The sequence below is a fragment of the Glutamicibacter sp. BW80 genome, assembly GCF_002332385.1.
Taxonomy (GTDB): Bacteria; Actinomycetota; Actinomycetes; order Actinomycetales; family Micrococcaceae; genus Glutamicibacter.
On sequence record NZ_NRGV01000015.1, the window covers coordinates 167,816 to 189,658 of the forward strand.

Annotated in this window: 21 protein-coding genes and 1 pseudogene; 16 read left to right on the forward strand and 6 right to left on the reverse strand. The window is 60.5% G+C overall.

The window, feature by feature from the left end; all coding sequences use genetic code 11:
• Nucleotides 1–3: 3 nt before the first annotated feature.
• Nucleotides 4–339 carry a TadE family type IV pilus minor pilin gene (locus CIK76_RS03205; RefSeq protein ID WP_096283374.1) on the forward strand — a complete coding sequence of 112 codons (336 nt, stop codon included), beginning with the start codon at nt 4–6 and terminating at the stop codon, nt 337–339.
• Nucleotides 336–725, forward strand: a complete 390-nt coding sequence (locus CIK76_RS03210) for an Rv3654c family TadE-like protein (RefSeq protein WP_096283376.1) — start codon at nt 336–338, stop codon at nt 723–725. The genes CIK76_RS03205 and CIK76_RS03210 overlap by 4 nt, the downstream gene beginning before the upstream one ends.
• Here CIK76_RS03210 and CIK76_RS03215 read toward each other — a convergent pair.
• Together CIK76_RS03215 and CIK76_RS03220 are read right to left on the reverse strand one after the other, a co-directional pair.
• On the reverse strand, nt 716–3,046 hold the full coding sequence (locus CIK76_RS03215) for a DEAD/DEAH box helicase (protein ID WP_096283378.1): 2,331 nt from the start codon (nt 3,044–3,046) through the stop codon (nt 716–718). The two genes, CIK76_RS03210 and CIK76_RS03215, sit on opposite strands and share 10 nt — an antisense overlap.
• 91 nt (nt 3,047–3,137) lie before the next feature.
• Nucleotides 3,138–3,794, reverse strand: coding sequence for a GNAT family N-acetyltransferase (locus CIK76_RS03220; RefSeq protein ID WP_096283380.1), 657 nt, complete (start codon nt 3,792–3,794; stop codon nt 3,138–3,140).
• Between the two features lie 165 nt (nt 3,795–3,959).
• On the opposite strand from CIK76_RS03220, the gene CIK76_RS03225 reads away from it, so the two are divergent.
• Nucleotides 3,960–4,865 carry a rhodanese-related sulfurtransferase gene (locus CIK76_RS03225; protein ID WP_096283550.1) on the forward strand — a complete coding sequence of 302 codons (906 nt, stop codon included), beginning with the start codon at nt 3,960–3,962 and terminating at the stop codon, nt 4,863–4,865.
• 61 nt (nt 4,866–4,926) lie between these two features.
• Here CIK76_RS03225 and CIK76_RS03230 read toward each other — a convergent pair whose 3' ends face one another.
• A complete protein-coding gene (locus CIK76_RS03230; protein WP_096283382.1) occupies nt 4,927–5,499 on the reverse strand; it encodes a GNAT family N-acetyltransferase in 573 nt (190 codons plus the stop codon).
• Nucleotides 5,500–5,573: 74 nt separating this feature from the next.
• Between CIK76_RS03230 and CIK76_RS03235 the strand changes: the two genes are divergently transcribed.
• From CIK76_RS03235 to proC, 6 genes are all read left to right on the forward strand, one after another.
• Nucleotides 5,574–7,163, forward strand: coding sequence for a methyltransferase (locus CIK76_RS03235; RefSeq protein ID WP_096283384.1), 1,590 nt, complete (start codon nt 5,574–5,576; stop codon nt 7,161–7,163).
• Nucleotides 7,164–7,186: 23 nt separating this feature from the next.
• Nucleotides 7,187–7,837: a helix-turn-helix domain-containing protein gene (locus CIK76_RS03240; protein WP_096283385.1), complete on the forward strand. Its 651-nt coding sequence runs from the start codon at nt 7,187–7,189 to the stop codon at nt 7,835–7,837.
• Between the two features lie 139 nt (nt 7,838–7,976).
• Nucleotides 7,977–10,778 (forward strand): type I DNA topoisomerase, encoded by a 2,802-nt coding sequence (gene topA, locus CIK76_RS03245; protein WP_096283387.1) that lies wholly within the window; start codon nt 7,977–7,979, stop codon nt 10,776–10,778.
• Nucleotides 10,779–10,806: 28 nt separating this feature from the next.
• Nucleotides 10,807–11,826, forward strand: coding sequence for a Ppx/GppA phosphatase family protein (locus CIK76_RS03250; protein ID WP_096283389.1), 1,020 nt, complete (start codon nt 10,807–10,809; stop codon nt 11,824–11,826).
• Between the two features lie 24 nt (nt 11,827–11,850).
• Complete coding sequence (locus CIK76_RS03255) at nt 11,851–12,708, forward strand: sugar phosphate isomerase/epimerase (protein ID WP_255248328.1); 858 nt, start codon at nt 11,851–11,853, stop codon at nt 12,706–12,708.
• 4 nt (nt 12,709–12,712) lie between these two features.
• On the forward strand, nt 12,713–13,555 hold the full coding sequence (gene proC, locus CIK76_RS03260) for a pyrroline-5-carboxylate reductase (protein ID WP_096283391.1): 843 nt from the start codon (nt 12,713–12,715) through the stop codon (nt 13,553–13,555).
• A 75-nt stretch (nt 13,556–13,630) separates the two neighbouring features.
• Here proC and CIK76_RS03265 read toward each other — a convergent pair whose 3' ends face one another.
• Both CIK76_RS03265 and CIK76_RS03270 read right to left on the reverse strand, forming a co-directional pair.
• Entirely contained in the window at nt 13,631–14,287 is a 657-nt protein-coding gene (locus tag CIK76_RS03265) for a TrkA family potassium uptake protein (protein ID WP_096283393.1), read from the reverse strand.
• A gap of 7 nt (nt 14,288–14,294) precedes the next feature.
• Nucleotides 14,295–15,728 carry a potassium transporter TrkG gene (locus tag CIK76_RS03270; protein ID WP_096283395.1) on the reverse strand — a complete coding sequence of 478 codons (1,434 nt, stop codon included), beginning with the start codon at nt 15,726–15,728 and terminating at the stop codon, nt 14,295–14,297.
• Nucleotides 15,729–15,970: 242 nt separating this feature from the next.
• Here CIK76_RS03270 and CIK76_RS03275 point away from each other — a divergent pair, with 242 nt between their 5' ends.
• From CIK76_RS03275 to CIK76_RS03295, 5 genes are all read left to right on the forward strand, one after another.
• Nucleotides 15,971–17,086 carry an acetoin utilization protein AcuC gene (locus tag CIK76_RS03275; RefSeq protein ID WP_096283554.1) on the forward strand — a complete coding sequence of 372 codons (1,116 nt, stop codon included), beginning with the start codon at nt 15,971–15,973 and terminating at the stop codon, nt 17,084–17,086.
• 88 nt (nt 17,087–17,174) lie between these two features.
• A complete protein-coding gene (locus CIK76_RS03280; protein WP_096283556.1) occupies nt 17,175–17,618 on the forward strand; it encodes a metalloregulator ArsR/SmtB family transcription factor in 444 nt (147 codons plus the stop codon).
• A gap of 194 nt (nt 17,619–17,812) precedes the next feature.
• Complete coding sequence (gene gdhA, locus CIK76_RS03285; protein WP_096283398.1) at nt 17,813–19,156, forward strand: NADP-specific glutamate dehydrogenase; 1,344 nt, start codon at nt 17,813–17,815, stop codon at nt 19,154–19,156.
• A 262-nt stretch (nt 19,157–19,418) separates the two neighbouring features.
• Nucleotides 19,419–19,643 carry a helix-turn-helix domain-containing protein gene (locus CIK76_RS03290; protein WP_096257016.1) on the forward strand — a complete coding sequence of 75 codons (225 nt, stop codon included), beginning with the start codon at nt 19,419–19,421 and terminating at the stop codon, nt 19,641–19,643.
• 138 nt (nt 19,644–19,781) lie between these two features.
• Nucleotides 19,782–19,880 (forward strand): AURKAIP1/COX24 domain-containing protein, encoded by a 99-nt coding sequence (locus CIK76_RS03295; protein WP_005504750.1) that lies wholly within the window; start codon nt 19,782–19,784, stop codon nt 19,878–19,880.
• Nucleotides 19,881–19,967: 87 nt separating this feature from the next.
• Here the strand turns inward: CIK76_RS03295 and CIK76_RS03300 are convergent, their stop codons facing one another.
• The gene (locus tag CIK76_RS03300; RefSeq protein ID WP_096283400.1) at nt 19,968–20,774 is read right to left on the reverse strand and encodes an HAD-IB family hydrolase; all 807 of its coding nucleotides are present in this window, start codon (nt 20,772–20,774) and stop codon (nt 19,968–19,970) included.
• Between the two features lie 71 nt (nt 20,775–20,845).
• Here CIK76_RS03300 and CIK76_RS03305 point away from each other — a divergent pair, with 71 nt between their 5' ends.
• Nucleotides 20,846–21,082, forward strand: a complete 237-nt coding sequence (locus tag CIK76_RS03305; protein ID WP_096283402.1) for a glutaredoxin family protein — start codon at nt 20,846–20,848, stop codon at nt 21,080–21,082.
• Between the two features lie 56 nt (nt 21,083–21,138).
• A pseudogene (locus CIK76_RS03310) lies at nt 21,139–21,777 on the forward strand (redox-sensing transcriptional repressor Rex); the annotation flags it as partial.
• Nucleotides 21,778–21,843 lie beyond the last annotated feature (66 nt).

The window sequence follows — 21,843 nt, forward strand, 5'->3', positions numbered from 1 at the left end:
GCAATGAACTTCAACGATGAGAGAGGTAGCAGCACGGCGGAATTCGCGGTGCTGCTACCGGCTGTTGCCGTGTTTTTATCTTTGCTGTTGTGCTTTGGAGTGTTGGGTATGAAGCAGATCCAAGTGCAACAGGCTGCCGCTGCCATGGCCAGAGAACTGGCACGCGGAGAAGAGAGCTCGGTAGTGCATTCGAGCGGGATCAGGCTCGCCGGACATGACGCGACATATGCGATTTCACAGGGTGGGGGATTCTCCGAAGTTCATGTCAGCAAGTCTGTGCGCATTCCATTGCTCGGACCGATACAGGTCCATGGCGAAGCTAGCGTGGCGCTGGAATGAGAGAACCAGCCAGCGCGAGAGGCGAACGCGGCAACGGAACGGTGACGGCCACCGCATTAGTGGCGGTGGCACTGATCCTGGCCTCGGCGGTGCTCCTTTGGACGGCCGCGACCCATGCATCGATGCGTGCGGCGGCTGCCGCCGATCTAGCGGCGCTAGCCGCCGCAGATACCGCTAGAGGTCTTCGCGCCGGGGATCCCTGCGAGATCGCCCGAAGCGTATCGGCGGCCAATGAAGCCGAACTTGAGCACTGTGCCGTGGAAGACGGAGGAACCTCTGTGCGTGTAACCGTCAGCGTGCCGGTGACCTTCGTCGCGCTTGAGGTGAAGCTGCACGCGGCTACGGCGCGAGCCCGGGCCGGTGCACCACCGTTGGATCAGCGATGATGAGCAGGCTCAATATCCTGCAGTACGGTGTTGAGCAGAAGTATGGCTCCGCTTTTGTCCAAAGGGTTATTGCGGTTTCCACACTTCGGTGACTGCACACAGCTGGGGCACCCGTGGGCGCATTCGCAAGATTGAATGGCGTCTCGGGTAGCTCGCACCCAATCTAGGAAACGCTCGAAACCACGCTCGGCGAATCCGGCTCCCCCCGGCTGGGCGTCATAAACGAAGATGGAGGGGTGGCCGGTGTCCATATGAAGGGCCGTTGACACCCCGCCAATATCCCAGCGGTCCGAGGTCGCGACCAAGGGAAGCAGCCCGATCATGGCATGTTCGGCCGCATGCAACGCGCCCGGGAACTGGTCCACGGTGAGCCCGGCGCCCAGTAGCCGCTGTTCGGTGAGCGTGAACCACACAGATTTTGTATGGAGCTCACGAGCTTCCAGCTCCAGCGGTTCCTCGGAGAGCACTTCATTGGAGGCTACCGATTTGCGCTGGAACGAGACGACCTGAGTGGTGACGGTGACCTCGCCGAAAAATATACCGAGTTCTTGATGTTTGCTACTGCGCTCTTGGGAATGGATCTCTACCGTTGTCAGGTCACGGGCGTTGGTGTAATAATCCGGATTGACTCGACTGACCACGACCACGTGATTCTGTTCGTCGAGTTCTTCAACGTGGTAGCTGGCTCCTTGATGCACGTAAATGGCTCCGGGGTGTGCCTGATAATGCGTCTGCGGGGAGTCCATGGTTCCAAGCAGCGCCCCGGTTTCGGCGTCGATGATGTCGACCGGGCCACCACCGTCTGCCCGAATAGAGAACATCGAGGCAGCGTGTTGTGGATGCGTCCAGAACCATCCGGCCGGTCTGCGGCGCAAGTAGCCGCGTTGCACCAAGGAGTCCAGCAACTCTTCGGTCTGCGGACCAAAAAGGTCTAATTCTTCGGGCCGCAACGGGTGTTCCTGGGCGGCTGCGCACAGGTGGCCGCTGAGCACGTATTTATTTTGCGGGTCAAAGACCGTCGCTTCGACTCCGAGTTCAAAAATTGCCTCGGGATGGTGCACCAGATAGGTGTCGAGCGGGTCTTCGGCGGCGACAAATATTGCGAGCGCATCTTGCCCGCTTCTACCGGCACGACCGATCTGTTGGAAGAATGAAGCGCGCGTTCCGGGCCATCCGGCCACCACCACCGCGTCCAATCCGGCGATGTCGATGCCAAGCTCCAATGCGGATGTCGAGGTGACTCCCAATAGTTGGCCGGAGCGCAGCTGTTTTTCGACTTCGCGGCGTTCGGCCGGCAGGTATCCTGATCGATACGCCGCCAAGCGGACGCTGAGTTCTGGAGCGAACTTTTCCAAATGCTTGCGCGTGAGTGCCGCAATGGTCTCTGCGCCGCGGCGGGATTTGATGAACACGATGCTGCGCACATGGTCCGCCATTAAATCGGTGAGGATTGAGGCGCTCTCTGCGATCGCCGTGCGACGTACCGGGGCACCATTTTCGCCGGTCCGATCGGTCAAGGGCGGTTCCCACAGTCCGATGACTAGTTCCCCCGAGGCGGAGAAATCGTGGGTAACGGCCTGTGCCGGGGCGCCGATGAGCCTCGAGAAGGATTCTTCCGGGTCCGAGCTGGTTGCCGAGGCGCCGATGAAGACCGGGTCGTTTCCGTAGTGGGCGCAGATGCGCCGCAGCCGGCGCATCAAGTTTGCGACGTGGGCACCAAAAACTCCGCGATATGAATGCGCCTCGTCGATGACCACGTAGCGCAACCGTTTGAAGAAACGCGACCAGGCCTGATGGTTGGACAGGATGCCACGATGGAGCATATCCGGGTTGGTGAAGACAAAGTTCGCGTGTTGCCTGACCCAGCTGCGGGTCCCTTGGTCGGTGTCGCCGTCATAGCTAGAGGCCCGAACGCCTGGCACCTTCAAAGCCTGCACCGAGGCCAACTGGTCTGCCGCCAAGGCCTTGGTGGGGCAGATGTACAAGATGGTCCCTTGGGCCTCGGCGTCATTGGGGCCGGTCTCTCGGGTGCGGTAGAGCAGGTCAATACTGGGCATGAGATATGCCAAAGATTTGCCGGAGGCCGTGCCGGTAGAAATGATCGTGTGGTTTCCCGCATGAACGGATTCCGCGGCTTGCACCTGGTGCAGCCAGGGCCGCTGAATGCCTAGTTCCTCAAAGGTTTGCCGGACCGCGTCGTGGATCCAGGTCGGCCATGGCGCGGTGATCTCATCTTTCGCGGCCACCGACTTGCGATGGATGACCGCTTCGGGATCGTTTTGCCGATTGAACGGATCCAGCAACGCGCGCACGGACTTCACGTCTAGAGCCTCTCTGAGCAACGGTGGGTAGTTAAAAGCTTATCGCCGTCGAAAATAATTCCGACGGCGATCAGCGAAGAAATGGTGGCGGTTAGCCTTTGAACAGGACAACCTTGCCTAGCGAGGTCCAGCCCAAGGAAGCGTAGAGCTGCTGGCCGTCAACGGAGGCGATGAGCAGGCCCTCGTCCACATCGTGCTCTTGGGCCAGTGAGGCAAGCGCGCGCATGATCAAAGTTCCAAGACCCTGACGGCGGAAATCTGTACCGGTAATGATGCGGTCGAAGATCGCGAATCCGGCGACTGCCGAGACGTGGCCGGAAGCGGCTACGATCTCCTGATTGTCTTCTGGATGCAGCGAAACATAGGCATGGGTGCCGTCGCGTTCGATCTGGAAGACGAAGCCATCTGCGGGCAAAGGTACTTCGACGTCGTGCACGGCTAATTCGGTGACCATGAGGACTTCATCGTCTGCGGACACCTGAAGGCCAACCTCGCTGGCGGTACGCAGCAGTCCCTCGATCGAGTCATCGAATGCGGTGAGACGGCGCTTTGGATGCTTTTTAAGCGTCTCGGCGACCGCTGCGAGCTCTTCCTTGGAAGGCTCATAAATAACGTATTCCCAGTCCCCGGTCGTATCGTGACGGAGGGCCGCGTGGACTCGCCCCTCATGGCGGGTCTCGTATCCACGGACGCCTGCCCAGCCGTCTACCCAGGTACCAATCAGTTCATCGCTTGCGTTTGATGCCATGTTTTGACCCTACCCTGTCTCACCTAGGAATTAGCTGACGTTGAGCTAATCGTTGCTTACTTGAAACTATAGTCAATGCTGATACCCGGACAATGGTCGGGGCCGAGAATGTGACTTTGCTCTTTTGCGCGGCGATTTGTGCCGAAAAGCTACTACCCTTATATGGTGGCCATTCATCGCATCGTTTTGTATTACGCATTTACTCCGCTTCCCGACCCGGAAGCCGTCCGCTTGTGGCAGCGTTCGCTGCTGGAACGCTGGGGCTTGCGCGGTCGAATTATCATCTCCAAGGACGGCATCAACGGGACCGTTGGCGGCGAGATTTCTGCCGTCAAGAAATACGTGAAGGCTACCCGCGAGTTCCCTCCATTCACAAAGATGGATATTAAGTGGTCCGAGGGCTCGGCCGAAGACTTCCCGCGTATATCCGTCAAGGTCCGTGACGAAATTGTCACGTTCGGCGCCCCGGGCGAGATCGAGATCGACGAGAACGGTGTGGTCGGCGGCGGGGTCCACCTGCGTCCCGAGCAGCTGCACGAACTGGTCGAAACGAAGGAGAAGGTTGGGGAGAAAATTCACTTCTTCGATGGCCGAAACGCGTTCGAAGCCCAGATCGGCAAGTTCAAGGACGCGATCGTTCCAGCGGTGGAAACCACCCGCGAGTTCATGGATGAACTCGATTCGGGAAAGTACGACCACCTGAAAGATCAGCCGATCGTCACCTACTGCACCGGCGGCATTCGCTGCGAGGTGCTCTCCGCGCTGATGGTCAAGCGCGGTTTCCAAGAGGTTTACCAGATGCAGGGCGGAATCGTCCGCTACGGCGAACAGTACGGTGACAAGGGCCTGTGGGAAGGTTCCCTGTATGTCTTCGACAAGCGCATGCACACCGAATTCTCCGAGGATGCGGTGACCATCGGCGAATGCGTCGGTTGCCAGGGGCCCACGAACAAGTTCGAGAATTGCGCGAACCCGACATGCCGCAACCTGCGTCTCTTCTGTGAAGACTGCGCCAAGGATGAAGAATTGCGCCGGTGCCCAGACTGCACCGAAGTATCGATCGAAGCCTAGGCAAGAGCCAGCGCGCCGCATGATCTAGAGATCATGCGGCGCGCTGGCATTTAATCGGCGCTTAGGAACTTGGCCACAGGTCGAGTGACGCATCGATTACTTCGGTTTCCTCGGCCGTGGTGTCATAAACGCTGAAGCCTCGTGCTTGGTAGTTCGGGATGGCCGCTTCCCCATCCAACGAGCAGGTGTGCAGCCACACCCGGCCCACCGGCGGGAGATCTTCGAAGCGCGTGTGCAGATCCCAAGCCCGACGATTGGCTTCGCTGAGCAACAGACCACCGAGACCCTGCCCGATGGCTTCGGGGAATAGCCCGAAGTAGTAGATCTCTACCTCGCTCTGGGCCTCGGTCACCTCGGTCACCAGTTCCGCGTACCCCTTCGGCACCCCATCCTGGTAGAGCACATAGGTTTCAGAGCCCGCACGGCGCAGCGTCGCATCCCATTGTTCACGGCTGGAAGCCAGCCGATCTGCCCAGTTCAATTTGCTCCCCACGCTTTGATAGAGGAAGCGGGAAAACTCGGCCGAGATCTGTTGGGCGCGTTCGATCCTCGCATGCTGCGGAAGTTTTCTGGCACTCGGGCGCATTTCGGCACTCGAAAGCTGCTGCAAATAGGTGATGGTCACGACTGGCATACCGAACATCCTAAGGCGGTTGGGCAGTTGTTGCGCAGTCTTGTAACACCCGCGGACTCGTTAGACTTGGAACTGTGAATGCCGCTGAATTTTCTGCCATTGAAGATGCCCCTAGTAGTTACGACCTCGCGTTGCTGGACAAGCTCCATGCCGACTTGACAACAATGAAGTTTGGCTTTGATGCCATCACCGAGCTATTAGGTGATGATGCGGTGGCTGCTTATGGTCGGGATCAGATCCACCCGGCGCTTCGAGTTCTGAACAAGCAGCCCGAAGCCGGTTCCCTGGCGTGCGCCGTTCGGCTGTTCCAGTTGGGACAGGCGGAATCAGTCGCGGCGATCGCCGCGGCATTCCCCACGGTGCGTGCCGACGGGCTGCTCAAGCTCGGGTTGATTGAGCCATGGGCCTCGGGGTACCGGGCTAAGGTGGCGTTGGCGGTGCATGGCTCGGATGTAGATGGTGAATTGTGGGTGGCTCACGACCTGGGTTCGCACCAGCGTCCCGGGGTTCTGCGCACGGACCACGTTTTAGGCATTGGCCATGCTTCGCGCACGCTTGCGCAGGTCACCGTCCGTCCGGACGCTGAACGGGCCCTCGATCTCGGCACGGGATGCGGAATACAGCTATTCCATTTGCTCTCGCACTCCAAGCACGTGACCGCCACGGACCTTTCGGACCGCGCACTGGCGTTCACCCGGTTTAACCTGGTGCTCAACCACCGAGCTTTGAAGCTGGACCCGCAGCGGCTAGAAGAGCGGGTTACGCTATTGCAGGGCAGCCTGTTCGAACCGGTGGCCGGCCAGAAATTCGACTTGATCGCCAGCAATCCGCCATTCGTGATCACACCGCGCAATAAGTCCGAGCGTGAGCAAGACCGCTTCACCTACCGTGATGGTGGCATGGCCGGCGATTCCTTGGTGAGCACGCTGATTGCCCAGGCCCCCGAGCATCTGAACCCCGGTGCACATATGCAGATGCTGTCGAATTGGGAGATACCTCGCCTAGATGAGGAATCCAATGAACCATGGGCGCGGCGGGTCTCCGATTGGTTTGCCGATGACTTGGACGTCTGGGTGATTGAACGTGAACAGGCCACTCCGAGCGTTTATGCCGAAACCTGGTTGCGCGATGCGTCGCAAAGCGAGGACAGCGCCGCCTACGCGGCCGCCTATGACGCCTACCTCGACGACTTCGAATCCCGCCAGGTCGGTGCGGTCGGTTTCGGCATGGTGTATTTCCGCCGGCCCGCGCAACCGGAGGTAACCTTCCGTCTCTTCGAACAGATACCGCACCAGGTGGAACAGCCGCTGGCTCCTGCCTTGGAGCGAGACATTCTGATGGCAGATGCATTGCGCGAAGCCGGAGAAGAATGGAAGCAGTGGCACCTGCTAGTCGCAGAAGATGTCACCGAGGAACGCCATCAGCGCCCCGGTGCCGAACATCCAGGAGTGATCCTCTTGCGCCAGGGCGCGGGGATCCGCCGAACCGAAATTTTGGACTCGGCGCAGGCCGGATTCCTGTCGGCCTGCGATGGTGAATTATCGGTCGCGCAGTTGGTTGTAGCCCTTGATTCACTGATCGGTGAGGGCGAGGAGAATTTCACTGAAAGGCTTTATGAAGCTATTGCTCGCCTTCTGCGGCATGGAATGCTTCGTAAAATCTGAAACAAAGGCTAAACTTTTTCGTTATGACACGGAACACAGTCGAGGAAGACGGCGCGCAGCGCGCCGACGCGGAAGATCAACCCCCACAAGTGGTCTCGATCACCGACCCGCAGGCGATCCGCGCGCTGGCCCATGATGCTCGGCTGATCGTGCTCGACGAGCTTTTCGCATCGCAAACCACGCGCACCGCAACGGAGCTGGCATCGATGTGCTCATTGACGCCCAGCGCCATGAGCTATCACTTGCGCGCACTGGAGAAATACGGGTACGTGGCGCGCGCGGCCAGCGAAGGCGACGCGCGAGAACGCCGGTGGCGCGCCGCGGGCGAAAGGCTGGAGCTAAACACCCAGATCGATTCGACGAACGCGAAAACGGCCTACCTCAACGTGCAGTTGAACGCGTTCCGCACAAGGCTGAATGCCGAAGTGGAGCGGCGCGAGGCGGAAGCCAAGTCGGGAATCGAGCCGGATGCCGACCGCCCACCCTTGCTGACCAGTGGTTTAGTGTTTCTTCCCGAAGCGAAGCAAAAGGAGTTTAATCGGCGATTATTGGACCTCGTTTACGAGTATGAGGCAATGGCCACGGCCGAAGAACGCAACATCGACTCAAAGCGTATGTTCTACTTAATCTCACTACTACCCGAGTACCAGCACCCGGGTGGAGGTGCGAGCTAGAGAAAAGTTGTGCAGTTCTTCGGTGTAAGATCATCGGGAATTGCGACTGATTCTGGTCGCAAGGAATGGTGCTGCGATTGCCGCCCGAGCGTTACCTCGCTGGGAAGCGTTCGGAACCGCGTTGTATAAAAGGAGAGCTGTGCCCGCAAAGGCCAAGGAAAAGACCGGCAAGAAACTCGTTATCGTGGAGTCTCCTGCCAAGGTAAAGTCAATCGCCAAATATCTGGGCGAGGGCTTCGACGTGGACGCCTCGGTGGGCCACATCCGCGATCTTCCCCAGCCCTCCGAGCTTCCCACCGAGCTCAAGAAAACTTCCGTGGGCAAATTTGCGGTCGACATCGATAACGACTTCGAACCCTATTACATGGTGTACCCGGATAAGAAGAAGCGCGTTTCGGAGCTGAAGGCCAAGCTCAAAGATGCCGACGAACTCTACCTCGCAACAGATGCGGACCGCGAAGGCGAAGCCATCGCGTGGCACCTGCTCCAGGTGCTTAAGCCCAAGGTCCCGGTACGCCGTCTTGCCTTCACCGAAATCACCAAGGAAGGTATCGAGCGCGCCCTGGGCTCGATGCGTGAGCTGGATACCGATCTGGTCGATGCGCAGGAAACCCGCCGCGTCCTGGATCGCCTCTACGGTTACGAGATCTCTCCGGTTCTGTGGCGCAAGATTGCCCGCGGGCTCTCCGCCGGCCGTGTCCAGTCGGTCGCCACCCGGCTGGTGGTTGAGCGCGAACGTGAGCGCATGGCTTTCGTCTCCGCCGGGTACTGGGATGTCAAGGGAAGCTTCGCCACCACCGTTGGGGAAACCTTCGCCGCCAAGCTCTCCTCGGTGGACGGCAAGCGCGTCGCCTCGGGCCGCGACTACGATGACCGCGGCCAGCTGAAGACCACCCGCAACCCGGTCGCGGAGCTGAACCAGGAAGCCGCCGAATCATTGGTCAGCAATTTGGCCAACAGCGACTTTGCCGTCACCTCCGTGGAGGACAAGCCCTACACCCGACGTCCGGCAGCGCCCTTCACCACTTCGACCTTGCAGCAGGAAGCCAGCCGCAAGCTACGCTGGAGCTCGAAGCTGACCATGCAGATCGCGCAGCGTCTGTACGAAAACGGTTACATCACCTACATGCGTACCGACTCGGTATTCCTGTCGAATGAGGCCGTCCGCGCCGCCCGCACCCAAGCCACCGAACTTTATGGCTCGGATTCGATTCCCAAGAGCCCCCGCGTGTACAAGGGCAAGTCCGACTCCGCTCAAGAAGCCCACGAAGCAGTTCGTCCGGCCGGTGACATGTTCCGCCGCCCAAAGGACGTCCGCTCCCAGCTCTCCAAGGATGAATTCACCCTGTACGAGCTGATCTGGAAGCGCACCGTCGCCTCGCAGATGGCAGATGCCAAGGGATTCACCGCCACCATCAAGCTCGCGGGCACCGCTAGCGATCAGCGCGTTGCCGAATTCTCTGCCTCCGGTACCGTCATCACCTTCCGCGGTTTCCTCTCGGCCTACGAAGAAGGCAAGGACTCCGAGAGCGACGCGGCAGATAAGCCAGAGAACGCCGAGGCACGCCTGCCTCAGCTCGCCGTGGGACAGGGGCTGACCGGGGATGAGCTGACCGCACTGGGCCACGAAACCACCCCGCCGGCGCGCTATACCGAAGCGTCCATCGTCGCCGAGCTGGAAAAGCGCGAGATTGGCCGTCCCTCGACCTACGCGCCGACCATCTCCACCATCATGGATCGCGGCTACGTGACCAAGCGCGGCGGCGCCCTGGTGCCAAGCTGGATCGCGTTCTCGGTAATCCGCCTGCTCGAAGAGCACTTCGCCAAGTACGTGGACTACGACTTCACCGCACGCTTGGAAGACGACCTGGACGAAATCGCGCAGGGCAACCGTGCGCGCTCCGACTGGTTGAACATGTTCTACTTCGGCGGCAAGGGCGAAACCAGCCCGGAGGGCCTGAAGCACGTGGTGGACAACCTCGGCGACATTGACGCTCGGGCGATCAACTCCATCAAGATCACCGATGACATCACCTTGCGCGTGGGCAAGTTCGGCCCATACCTGGAACGCGCCATCCCGGAAGGCGCCGAAGAAGGCACCGACCCGCAGCGCGCGAATGTGCCCGAGGAACTGGCTCCGGACGAGCTGACCGCGGCGAAGGCCGAGGAACTGTTCGCCACCGCCCAGGTCTCCGAACGCGAGCTGGGCATCGAAGAGGCTACCGGCCGCAAGATCGTGGCCAAGGACGGCCGTTACGGCGCCTACGTCACCGAGATCATCCCGGAGCTCACGGAAGAGGAAATCGCCGCGCAGCCGGTGGAATACTACAAGAACGGCAAGCCAAAGCCGCCGAAGAAGCCGGTCAAGGTCAAGCCACGCACCGCGTCGCTGTTCAAGACCATGACCGTGGAAACCGTCACCCTGGATGAGGCTCTGCAGCTGATGAGCCTGCCCCGGGTGCTCGGTGCCGACGCCGAGGGCGAAGAGATCACCGTGCAGAACGGCCGCTTCGGTCCGTATCTGAAGAAGGGCAGCGATTCGCGTTCCATCGACAGCGAAGAGCAGATCTTCACCATCACCCTCGACGAGGCGCTGGCGATCTACGCACAGCCCAAGCAGCGTGGCCGCCGCGCCGCGGTGCCGCCGCTAGCCGAGTTCGGGGTGGACCCGACGAGCGAGAAGAACATCGTGGTCAAGGATGGCCGCTTCGGCCCATACATTACCGACGGCGTCACCAACATCACCGTGCCGCGCACAACCTCCTTGGAGGAGCTGACGCGTGAGCAAGCCATTGAGCTGCTGGCGGATAAGCGCGCCCGTGGCCCGGTGAAGCGCACGGCAGCGAAAAAGGCTCCCGCGAAGAAGCCCGCAGCCAAGAAGGCCCCGGCCAAGAAGGCGACCACGGCGAAGAAAACCACCGCCAAGAAGAGCGAGAAGTAGACTTCGTCTCTGAGTTGAGGAGCGCACCATGAGACTTGGCGTTTTGGATATTGGTTCGAATACCGTCCACCTATTATTGGTGGACGCCTACCCAGGCGCCCGACCGGTCTCTTATGCCTCGCATAAACGACCGTTGTCGCTGGTGCGCTACCTCAACGAGTATGGCGCCATCACCGAAGAGGGGCAGCAAGAACTCATCGCCTTCATCAAGGAGGCAGCCGAGTTCGCCAAAAGCCATCGGGTCGAAGACTTCATGGGATTTTGCACCTCTGCCATTCGGGAATCCTCCAATGGCGTAGCGGTGCTCGAACGGGTGAGCCGGGAAACCGGTGTGAGCCTGATGGAGCTTTCCGGCGAAGAAGAAGCCGGAATGACCTTCTACTCGGTGCGCCGCTGGTTCGGCTGGTCGTCCGAATCGATCCTCAACCTGGATATGGGCGGTGGTTCGCTCGAACTTGCGGTGGGCACCGACGAATTCCCCCAGGTCGCCTTCTCCGTGCCGCTGGGCGCCGGCAGGCTGACCCGCGAATGGCTGCCCAACGATTTGCCTTCGATCAAGGAAGTCCGGGAGCTGCGCAACTACGTGCGTGATGTGCTCACCGACCCGACCACCGAACTGCGCCAATACGGCAAGCCCACGCTGGCCACGGCCACCTCGAAAACCTTCCGGTCGCTGTCGCGGATCACCGGATCCGCCCCCAGCGGGGAGGGGCCATACGTCAAACGCGTGCTGCACCGCGACTCGCTGAAACTCTGGACCAACCGGCTGACCGCGATGAGCTGGGACGAACGCGCCGAACTGCCGGGGGTCTCGGAAATCCGCGCCCCGCAGCTGCTCGCCGGTGCGATCGTTGCTCATGAGGCGATGAGCGCATTAAAACTCAAAAGTGTCCGCATCTGCCCTTGGGCGTTACGCGAAGGCCTCATGCTGCGACGTTTTGATCACGTGATGTTTGACTCTTCGACACCGCTCAGTAGTAGCGTGGGGGTAGGAGAGGTTGCCTTGGGCTCGTTGAAGACCTTAAGTCTCGGCGAACCAACGGCCTAGCGCTTCACTGGAAAAGGCGCCGCTATGCAGCGGCGCGACGAGGAGGGGTCGGATATGGAAGACCAGCAGCGTGTACCTCGGGTACCGGTGACACTATCCAGTGCCTCGGTCTATCCGCTGACCGTACATGACGCCTTCGCGATAGCCAAGGACGTGGGCTACGACGGGCTTGAGGTGTTGGTGACCGGCAACCAGGCCAGTCAGTCAGCCACCGCGCTGATGGCCCTGATGGACAAATACCAATTGCCTATTATGGCGATACACGCGCCAACCCTGCTGCTTACCCAGCAGGTCTGGGGTTCGGCGTGGGCAAAAATCGAGCGATCGGTGATCCTGGCGAAAGCGGTAGGAGCCAGCGTGGTTGTTGCGCACCCGCCGTTTCGCTGGCAGGGGAACTATGCCGAAGGATTCGTCGAGGGCGTACGCCGGCTGACCGACTCCACGGGCATGAAAATCGCGGTTGAAAACATGTACCCGTGGCGCAGCCGCGGACGTGAATCCTCCAAGATGTATCTGCCGCATTGGAACCCGGTCCCCGAGGACTATCGCCATGTCACTTGGGACTTTTCCCATGCGGCCATTGCAACGATGAACTCTCGCCAAGCGTTTGAGGACCTGGGGGACAGGTTGACCCACGTCCACCTGTGTGATGGGTTGGATAACGGCAAGGATGAGCATTTGGTGCCCGGATTGGGTACGCAGCCGGTCGTTGAATCGCTGAATTTCTTGCGCGATTCCCAGTGGGATGGCGTGGTCGCGGTGGAAGTATCAACGCGCAAGGCCAAGCAGGCGGGGCAAAAAGAAGAATGGCTGGGCCAGACGCTCGAATTTGCACGCCAGCATCTGTCAATTAATCAAGACTCTGAACGGGTGACAAAATAACTGTATGAGCGAAGCTACGAATAATCTCCGACTCGCATTTTTGGGCACGGGCTCAATGAACGGAGCGATCCTGCGCGGTATCTTGGGCGCCGGACATGACCCGAAGAAAATTACCGCAACCCTGCGCAGCGACAACCGTGCCGCGCAACTGCGCGAACTGGGCATCAACGTGCTGATCGGCGACGAAGATCCCGAAGCGAATTCGAAGGCCGCCGCCGAAGCGGACATCGTTTTCCTCGGGGTGAAGCCGGTAGGGATTACCGCGCTCTGCGCCGAGATTTCCGAAGCCTTGCCTGCGCAGACCGTGGTGGTCTCGGTGGCCGCGGCGATTACCCTCGCCACCATGCAGGGGCAGCTGCGCGACGGACAGCCGGTGATCCGTTCCATGCCGAACACGCCGCTGATGGTTGGTTCCGGAGTCGTCGGCTTGAGCGCAGGCCAGGCGGTGAGCGAGACGCAAATCAACCTTGTCGCCGAGCTCTTTGCCGGTTCCGGGGAGGTCCACGTGATCGACGAGTCGCAGCAAAACGCGCTCGGGGCGATCTCGGGCTCCGGCCCGGCCTATGGCTTCTACCTGGCCGAAGCGATGACCAACGCCGGTATCGCCATGGGGCTCGACGAGAAGCTCGCCATGGATCTGGCCCGTGCCACCGTGGCCGGGGCCGGCAAGATGCTCGCTGACCCGCAGGCCAACCCGGCAGATATGCGTCGTGCGGTCACGAGCCCCAAGGGCACCACCGAGCAAGCGATTCTGACCTTCGATGCGCAGGGGATTCCAGCGATTATCGAAGCCGGGGCCAAGGCCGCCGCCGCGCGTGCCGCGCAGCTCAGCGCAGAACTCGGCTAATCCAGCGATTAAAAGTTCTATGGCGCCGGCACCCCGAACTGGGGGAACCGGCGCCATAGCCGTCTTAACGCCCGTTTAGGGGCGGGCGGCGAAGCGTTCGAGCAGGTCCACGTGCCCGGAGACGATCAATATGTCACGCCTCGTGACCATCGTGTCCGGCACCGCGTAGGTGAAGTCCTCGCCCGGGGTTTTCACCCCGACGATGGTGATCCCGTATTTGGAACGCACCTGCGATTCGGCCAGGGTGAAGCCCTGGGTTTCCTTTGGCGGGTACATCTTCACAATCGCGAAGCCATCATCGAACTCGATGAAGTCCAGCATGCGTCCACCGACCAGGTGGGCCGCGCGAACCCCGGCATCGGCCTCCGGATAAATCACATGGTTCGCGCCGATGCGGGTGAGGATCTTGCCGTGGGAAGGCGTAATCGCCTTCACCCAGAGGTGCTCGATCCCCAGATCCACCAGATTCACGGTAATCAGCACCGAGGACTCGATCGAGGTGCCCACCCCGACCACCGCGGAGCTGAACTCCTGGGCGCCCAGCTGGCGCAGCGCATCGATATTGGTGGCGTCGGCCGCCACCACATGGGTCAGCGTGCTGGCCCACTGCTGGACCAATTCCGGGCTGCGTTCGATGGCGAGCACCTCGCGGCCCTGCTTGACCAGGGTTTCGGCCACCGAGGCGCCGAAGCGTCCCAGTCCGATGACGAGCACCGGTGCGTTGTGCTCCATACTTTTCTCAGCCAATGATCGGCCTTTCTTCGGGGAGGCTATACAGCGTATCGCGATGACGCATGGTCAAGGCGCTGGCCAAGGTGATGCTTCCGATACGTCCGGCGAACATGAGGGCGCTCAGTACGTATTTACCTGCGGGAGGCATCTCTGCGGAGACTCCCATGCTCAGTCCTACGGTACCGAATGCGGAGATCGATTCGAACAACGCGCGGGAGAAACCGACCTCCTGGTCGATGGCCAGCAGCAAGCCGGTGGACACCATCACCAAGGTGGCGCCGAGGGCGACCACCGACACCGCCACGCGCATGGTGCCTTCCGGGATGCGCCGGCCGAAAGCCTTCGCATCGCGCTCGCCGCGCACCTCGGCCATGATCGCCAGGAACATCACGGCGATCGTGGTGACCTTGATGCCGCCGGCCGTGGAGGCCGAACCGCCGCCGGCGAACATCAGCGCATCGGTGATGAGCACCGAGACCTGGCTCATGTCGTTTTGGTCCACGAGGTTGAATCCGCCAGAACGGGTCATCACCGAGGCGAACAGGCCGTGGACGAGCTTGTCGCCGGAATCCATGGTCCCAATGGTGCGCGGATTATTCCATTCGACCACGAGCCACAGCAGGGCGCCGGCGACCAGCAGGATCAGGGTCACCATCAGGGTGAGCTTGGTGTGCAGATTCCATTTCTTCGCATTGAACCGGTGGACGAGCAGCACCATGATCACGGGGAAGCCCAGGGAACCCAGGAACACCCCGAACATCAGCGGGCCGAGGATCCACAGGTCCGTTCCGTAGGGCACCAGCCCGTCGGAGTGCGGGGTGAAGCCGGCGTTGTTGAAGGAGGAGACCGCGTAGAACACGCCGTGCCAGATGGCCGAAGGCAGGTTTTCGCCGAGCACCGCGAAGCGCGGGACCAGCAGCAGCGCAATCAACGCCTGCAGGCTGACCGCCGTCAGGATCACGATGCGCAGCAGCGAGCCGACCTCGCCCAGGGCGGAAGCCCCGGTGGTGTTCATGGAATTCTGCGCCATCAGCTTGCCGCGCACGCCGAGCTTGCGCGAGACCGCCAGGGAGAGGATCGAGGCCAGGGTCAGGATTCCCAGCCCGCCCATGAAGGCGCCGATGATCATGATCAGCTGCCCGGCGAAGGACCAGTGGACCGCGGTGGAGACCGTGGTCAGGCCGGTGACGCAGACCGCCGAGACGGCGGTGAACAGCGCGTCGTGCAATGCGGTCGCTTCCCCGGAAGCCGAGGAGAACGGTGCCGCCAGCAGGGAAGTGAAAATCGCGATGGCCACGAGGAAGGCGCCTAGGGCCAAGCGGGCGGGGGAGCGGACCGTGAAGTCGGCGATCCGCACGCGCAACGCCAACCACCGCTTGCGCCGCTTTTCGCGTAATTCAGCTACCCGCGCCTTGTCGCGCGGTTCGCTCTGGGTGCTCATCGCCTAAATTCGCCATTTCGTTGGGACGGAGGGTTCTCCTTGTAATTTACGCGTTCGCAACCGAATGCGCTCGTCTTAGCCCCGCGAAACACGTGCAAATTGTCCCGGACGGCCATAAATGGGTTACAAGGATCACAATCGGGTAGCCTACAAAGGTGTTAGAACCTCGACATGCGCCGCAACCCACCCTGGTGCTCTGGGATGAAAAGTACTTGAAGTACAAGTTCAGCGACTACCATCCGATGCACCCCGCCCGGCTTGAGCTGACCCATCGGCTCAGCAAGCAGCTTGAAGTTTATGATGCTCCGACGGTGAGCATCTCGGCCCCCGAGGTCGCCAGCGACGCCGTGCTGCGGACCGTTCACGACCAGGAGTATCTGGATCAGGTAAAGCAGGTCAGCGCCGACCCCACGCAGATTGCGGTCGACTTTGGTTTGGGAACCGAAGACGACCCGGTCTTCGCCGGGATGTATGAGGCGGCCGCGCGGATCGTGGGCGGTTCGGTGATCGCCGCGGAGGCGATCATGGATGAATCAACCGTGCGCGCGGTGAACTTCGCCGGCGGAATGCATCATGCCAAGCGCAACAAGGCCAGCGGCTTCTGCATCTTCAACGATGCCGCCGCAGCCATTCACCGCATGCTGGAGCGCGGCGCGAAACGTGTTTGCTATATCGATGTCGACGCCCACCACGGAGACGGCACCGAAGCGATCTTCTGGGACGATGACCGGGTCTTGACGATTTCCATCCATGAGTCGGGGCTTTCGCTCTTTCCCGGCACGGGGTTCGCCAACGAGACCGGAGGCCCGCAGGCCGAGGGCAGCGCGGTGAATATCGCCTTGCCCGCGATGACCGGGGACGCCGCGTGGATGCGCGCCTTCCACGCGGTGGTTCCGCAGCTGGTGCGCGCCTTCAATCCGGAGGTCATCGTGTCCCAGCACGGCTGCGACGCCCATCGCGATGACGACATGACCAATCTGAAGCTATCGGTGGATGCCCAGCGCCAGGTGGCTCTGGACATCTCCCAGCTGGCTGACGAAGTATGCCAGGGCCGCTGGCTGGCTACCGGAGGCGGCGGCTACAACGTCACCGGCGTAGTGCCGCGCACCTGGACCCACCTGACGGCCATCGCCGCCGGCAAGCCCATTGCGTTGCGCACCTATGTTCCGGAGGGCTTCCGGCGCCATGTGCTGGAAACCTACGGCCGAGCGGTACCGTACCTGATGGGGGACGACGCCCAATTGTGGTGGCGGAACTGGGAGGTCGGCTATGACCCGGCCGATCCGGTGGACCGTACGATCATCGCCACGCGTAAGGAAGTTTTCCCGCTCTATGGACTGGACCCGTGGTTTGACTAAGGCGTTCGCTTTCCTGTGATCAATCTCGACCCTCAACAGGGGCAAAAAATTCGTTCCTGTAAGGCCATATGCCGATAGGGTAATGTCTGTGGCTATTGACGAAGTATTTTCTGCATTGGCAGAACCAACCCGACGCAAGATCATCGAGGCGCTAAAGATCGAGCCGATGGCGGTTGGTGCCTTGGTGGTTCAGCTGGAGATATCTCAACCGACCGTCTCCAAGCACCTGAAGGTTCTGCGTGAAGCTGACCTGGTCAGCATGACCGCCCAGGGCCAACGCCGCATCTACAGTGTGCAGTGCGAAGCGATCGACACCTTGGTGTCCTGGTGCGTCGAGTTTTTGCCGGCCGAGGAGTCGGCGGCGGAGCTGGTGCCGGTGGACCTGGACCTGATTCAAGATCCGCAGGACGCCAATGCACTTCCAGCCGCAGCTCATCAGCTCGGACGCAGTGTAGGGCGGGGGCTCGAACAAGTCACGGGGAGAGCGCAAGAAATATTGGAGCGCTTCCCACGCTTCGGCCGTCGACGTTAACCATCTGACCTGAGTAAAAGCGGATTCGGGCATTGCGCTCGGTGATATTTACGTTACGCAGGCGAGCGCTGTATGTAACAAAGAATTTTCATTGAGAATGTCAGGCATGGCATTCTCTTGCGTGGGGCAGAGTTGCCGGGCCGGTGGGCTTTTGCGCGCCCCTGAGGCCTGCCCCAAGTGATGAGGAGAAAAACTTGGACAAGCAACTAGCGAGTATTCGCGACGAAGTCTTCCGCCGTAATCCCGGTGAGGCAGAATTCCACCAGGCCGTGACCGAAGTCTTCGAGAGCCTCGAAGCGGTGTCACAGAAGCACCCAGAGTATGCAGAGGCCGCTATTCTTCAGCGCCTGTGCGAGCCAGAACGCCAGATCATTTTCCGCGTGCCTTGGGTCGACGATCAGGGCCGTGTGCAGATCAACCGCGGTTTCCGTGTCGAGTTCAACTCCGCGCTGGGCCCCTACAAGGGCGGACTGCGGTTCCATCCCTCGGTATATCTGGGCATTGTCAAGTTCCTTGGCTTCGAACAGATCTTCAAGAACTCCCTGACCGGTATGCCAATCGGTGGCGGCAAGGGCGGCTCGGACTTTGACCCGCGCGGGAAGACCGACGGCGAAGTGATGCGCTTCTGCCAGTCGTTTATGACCGAGCTCTACCGTCATATCGGCGAATACACCGACGTGCCAGCCGGTGACATTGGAGTCGGTGGCCGTGAGATCGGTTACCTCTTCGGCCAGTACAAGCGAATCACCAACCGCTACGAATCTGGCGTGCTCACCGGTAAGGGGCTGAGCTGGGGCGGCTCATTGGTACGCCCGGAAGCCACCGGCTACGGCGCGGTGATCTTCACCGAAGAGATGCTCAAAACCCGCGGGATGAGCTTCGACGGCCAGCGCGTGGTCGTTTCGGGGTCCGGGAATGTGGCACTGCACGCCATCGAGAAGGCTCAGGATCTGGGCGCGAAGGTAATTACCGCCTCGGATTCCAGCGGATTCATCGTCGACGAAAATGGCATCGACCTTGAACTGCTGCGCCAGATCAAGGAGGTCGAGCGCGGACGCATCAGCGAATACGCCGAGCGTCGCGGAAGCAAGAAAGTATCCTACGTGGCCGACGGAAACGTCTGGGACGTGCAGGGCGCGGTAGCCCTGCCGTGTGCCACGCAGAATGAACTTGGAGCAGCCTCGGCGAAGAAGATGGTTGCCGCGGGAACTATCGCCGTGGCCGAAGGCGCGAATATGCCAACCACCGCCGAGGCGACCTCGGTATTCCAGGATGCCGGCATCCTCTTTGGCCCGGGCAAGGCCGCAAACGCCGGTGGCGTGGCCACTTCTGCGCTGGAAATGCAGCAGAATGCCAGCCGTGACTCGTGGACCTTCGAGCACACCGAGCTTCGTCTGACCGAGATCATGGTCGGCATTCACGAGCGTTGCGCCACCACCGCCGACGAATACGGGGTGCCAGGCAACTACGTCGCCGGCGCCAATATCGCCGGCTTCGTCAAGGTAGCCGACGCAATGCTGGCTCAGGGCCTGATCTAGTCCCTCGACTCGCAAGCGACCTGTTGGCCGCTGTCCCGACGCCATGCTTGGCATCGGGACAGCGGCCAACAGCCTTTAAAAGCTCCTATTTGAGATCTAAATGTGGTTCAGGTGTGTTCCGTGATGCAAAAGTTACGTAAGTGCGACTAGACTGGAATCGAGCGAACGTGAATATGATTGCCGATGTTGATCCCAAGTCGTATTTGTTCACGCGAGCAAAATAAACGACGAATCAGAGATCAGCGTCAGGAGAAATTCCCCTATGGCGGATAAACAGAATTTTGCAGGAGCCCGTTTCATGACGGTCGCTGAAGTGGCCGAGATGATGCGTGTTTCCAAAATGACGGTTTATCGCCTGATTCATGCAGGCGACTTGCCTGCTGTTCAATTCGGTCGCTCCTATCGCGTTCCGGAAAACGCAGTGGAAGCCTACCTGCAAGCTGCGGCGATTGATCCGCAGCGAGGAACAGGTTCCCTCGGTCGATAGCCGCGCGATGGTCAGAGCATGACCGAAAAGCGGGTAATCTATTAAGGAACGTTTAACGTCCGGTCAACCTTGTGGCTTATGCTTGTTCTTAGGCCTACATTTTGGTTGACATATTTATTTAGTTTGTGAGGAACCACTATGGGCTCTGTTATCAAGAAGCGCCGTAAGCGTATGTCGAAGAAGAAGCACCGTAAATTGCTTCGTAAAACTCGTCACCAGCGTCGTAATAAGAAGTAAATCTGCTTCAAGCAGCATTTGCCTCTTGGCAATTATCGCCACCGTATCAAGGCTTGACCTTGACGGTGGCGATTGCTTTTTCCCCAGCTATTTCCCGCGGCGGTTTGGCAGCGAACGCTTCGCGGCCCACACTGCGCCCAGCACGCCGGCCAGACGCAGGCTGATCCGTGCCGCACGCTGCCCGGTGCGGAAGTCGTAGACCTGCCATCCGCGACGCTTGGCGTAGGCCCTCAGCCGCGCGTCCGGGTTGATCGCAACCGGATGCCCCACCGCCTCAAGCAGCGGCACATCGTTGTAGGAATCCGAGTACGCCCAGGACTTGGAAAGCTTGATTCCACGTTCCCTAGCCAGCGTACGAACGGCCTGAGCTTTTTCGGCTGCATGCAAGATCGGGGTGGCCAGCGCGCCGGTGTATTTTCCATCCACGCTTTCAACCACGGTCCCTAAGGCGCCGGTGAGTTCCAAGCGTTCGGATATGACGTTCGCTACTTCCAGCGGGGTCGCGGTGACCAGCCAAACTTCTCGGCCCACCGCGCGATGCTGATGAGCGATGGAGACCGTGCCCTTCCACAGTTTGGGCTCGATGTACTCGTCATAGATTTCCTGGCCAATCTGCGCCATCTCGGCGACCGAAATGCCCTTGGCCATCAGCAGCGCACGGTCACGAATCTGATGGATGTCGCCCAGATGCTCACCGCGGGCGGCAAAGCGCAGCTGCTTGAGGGCAAACCAAAGAATTTCGCGTAGCTGGAAGAAGCGACGCTGATGCATCTTCCGGGCCAGCAAATATAGCGAGGCACCACGGACCATGGTGTTGTCTACGTCGAAGAAGGCGGCAACGACGTCGCGTGGCGCAGACGTGTTCTGGCTGGTGAGGTGCTCTGAAGACTGCATTTGATCCAGTTTATTTCATTGCCGACTTAGACGCTGGTTGCGGCTCGTGAGATTATGGACAGGTGAGTAAAATGCATGAGATCCAGTTGCTGGTGCGCCAAGGATGCCATTCGTGCGTGGCCGCCAGGGCGACAGTCAAAGACGTCACCGAACGGATGAACATGGAGTTCTCCGAAATAGACATCGACGAGCACCCCGAACTGCTGGCCCGCCACCACGAAGAGGTACCAGTGCTTCTCGTTGATGGTCAGGTTCGGGACTTCTGGACCATCGATGCCAAGCGGCTCGAACGCCTGTTGGGCAGCTAATGGCATGAGAGGCCCCTTGATGCGTTTACCGGACCGCTCGAAGAACAGCGCAGCGGCGCATGGCTGAACTTGAACCGCGGGTTCTGCCCGAAGCGACGCTGACCCGCCTGACCCAGTATTTGCGCGCGCTCAATGCGTTCGAAGCCCAGGGCGTGGAACGCACCAGCTCGGGTGTGCTGGCCAAGGAAGCCGGAGTGAACCCGGCGATCCTGCGCAAAGATCTTTCCTTGCTCGGTTCCTATGGAACTCGTGGCGTCGGATATGTGGTGACAGAGCTGGCCGAACACATCAACCGGACCTTGGGCCTGAACCAGGATTGGCGTGTGGCCATCCTCGGTGCCGGTAACCTCGGACGTGCCTTGAGCGGCTACGCAGGTTTTGCCAGCCGAGGTTTCCAGGTACGCGCCATCCTCGATACGGCTGAATCCCTGGTCGGAAGCGAGGTCGGCGATTTTGTCGTGGAACCGGTCGATGAGCTCGGCGCGGTGATCCGGCGGGAACAGATCAACATCGCGGTGCTAGCGGTGCCCGGAGTCGCGGCCCAGGGGCTGATCGACGCGCTTGCGGAGCATGGGGTGAAGTCGGTGCTCAGCTTCGCGCCACAGCCGCTGCGCATTCCGGCAGGCATGATCGTGCGCCGCGTGGACCTGTCCACCGAGCTGCAGATCCTGGCCTACCACGCGGTACAACGCTAGGCGGCAACCGGGCAGTTAAAATCCAAAGGCGTAGGCCGTGGCTCAGCTGAGCCACGGCCTACGCCT